At 44.9% G+C, this 652-nt stretch carries 2 protein-coding genes; both read right to left on the bottom strand.

The window, feature by feature from the left end; genetic code table 11:
* Positions 1-191 precede the first annotated feature (191 nt).
* Positions 192-356: a hypothetical protein gene (locus N7387_RS21345; protein ID WP_279800963.1), complete on the bottom strand. Its 165-nt coding sequence runs from the start codon at positions 354-356 to the stop codon at positions 192-194.
* A 12-nt stretch (positions 357-368) separates the two neighbouring features.
* A complete protein-coding gene (locus N7387_RS21340) occupies positions 369-620 on the bottom strand; it encodes a hypothetical protein (RefSeq protein ID WP_024473565.1) in 252 nt (83 codons plus the stop codon).
* Positions 621-652: the final 32 nt, after the last annotated feature.

The raw sequence follows: 652 nt of genomic DNA, 5'->3' as shown, positions 1-652 counted from the left end.
CAGTCTGCTGCGAACTCCGGCCATATAGGCGTCATATCTGATGCTGATTTCATTGCGAATGTATACTTTTTCACCGAGTGAATTTGTTCTACTCTGTTTCGCAATGTATTCAGGTGAATATCCATAGCCAAGCTCACCCGCACACCACTTTTCAAAATCCGTTGGTTCCATAATCAAAAGTCCTCTGTGCCCTATCCGCGAACCCGCGTTGCTGTTCTGATGTTTTCGTATGCTTCAAACGCTTCCACGCGCTCAATACCGTCACTCTCTTTTGCATAGGCATACATGGCCTTTTCAGCTTCGCGGTGTTTTTCCAGTGCAATGCGTTTTAATTCTGCGAGTTGTTCTGTAGTCATAATCAAAAGTCCTCAGTTAATCGCTCTGAACTGATTAAAGTCGTCAGCTGTAATACCCGGCACCATGCAGTTCGCAAACAGAACCACGCCATCCGGAGACTTTACGAACCGGAAGTTTTTAAACTCAGCCTTCCGCTGAATATCCACATCCATATCTGCCGGAAACTCACTGTAGTTTTCCAGTAAATAACTCATAGCATCCATCCAGGCGTGTTTGTCTGCATCAGTGAAATAATATTCCTGAAGCAAAGCGTATCCGCTCATAATCAAAAGTCCTTCTGTCTTGGGTTATGCCG

The sequence above is a fragment of the Morganella sp. GD04133 genome, assembly GCF_029835375.1.
GTDB classification, from domain to species: Bacteria; Pseudomonadota; Gammaproteobacteria; order Enterobacterales; family Enterobacteriaceae; genus Morganella; species Morganella morganii_B.
Note: the sequence above shows the minus strand (reverse complement) of the source record. Positions and strands in the feature narration are given on the sequence as shown.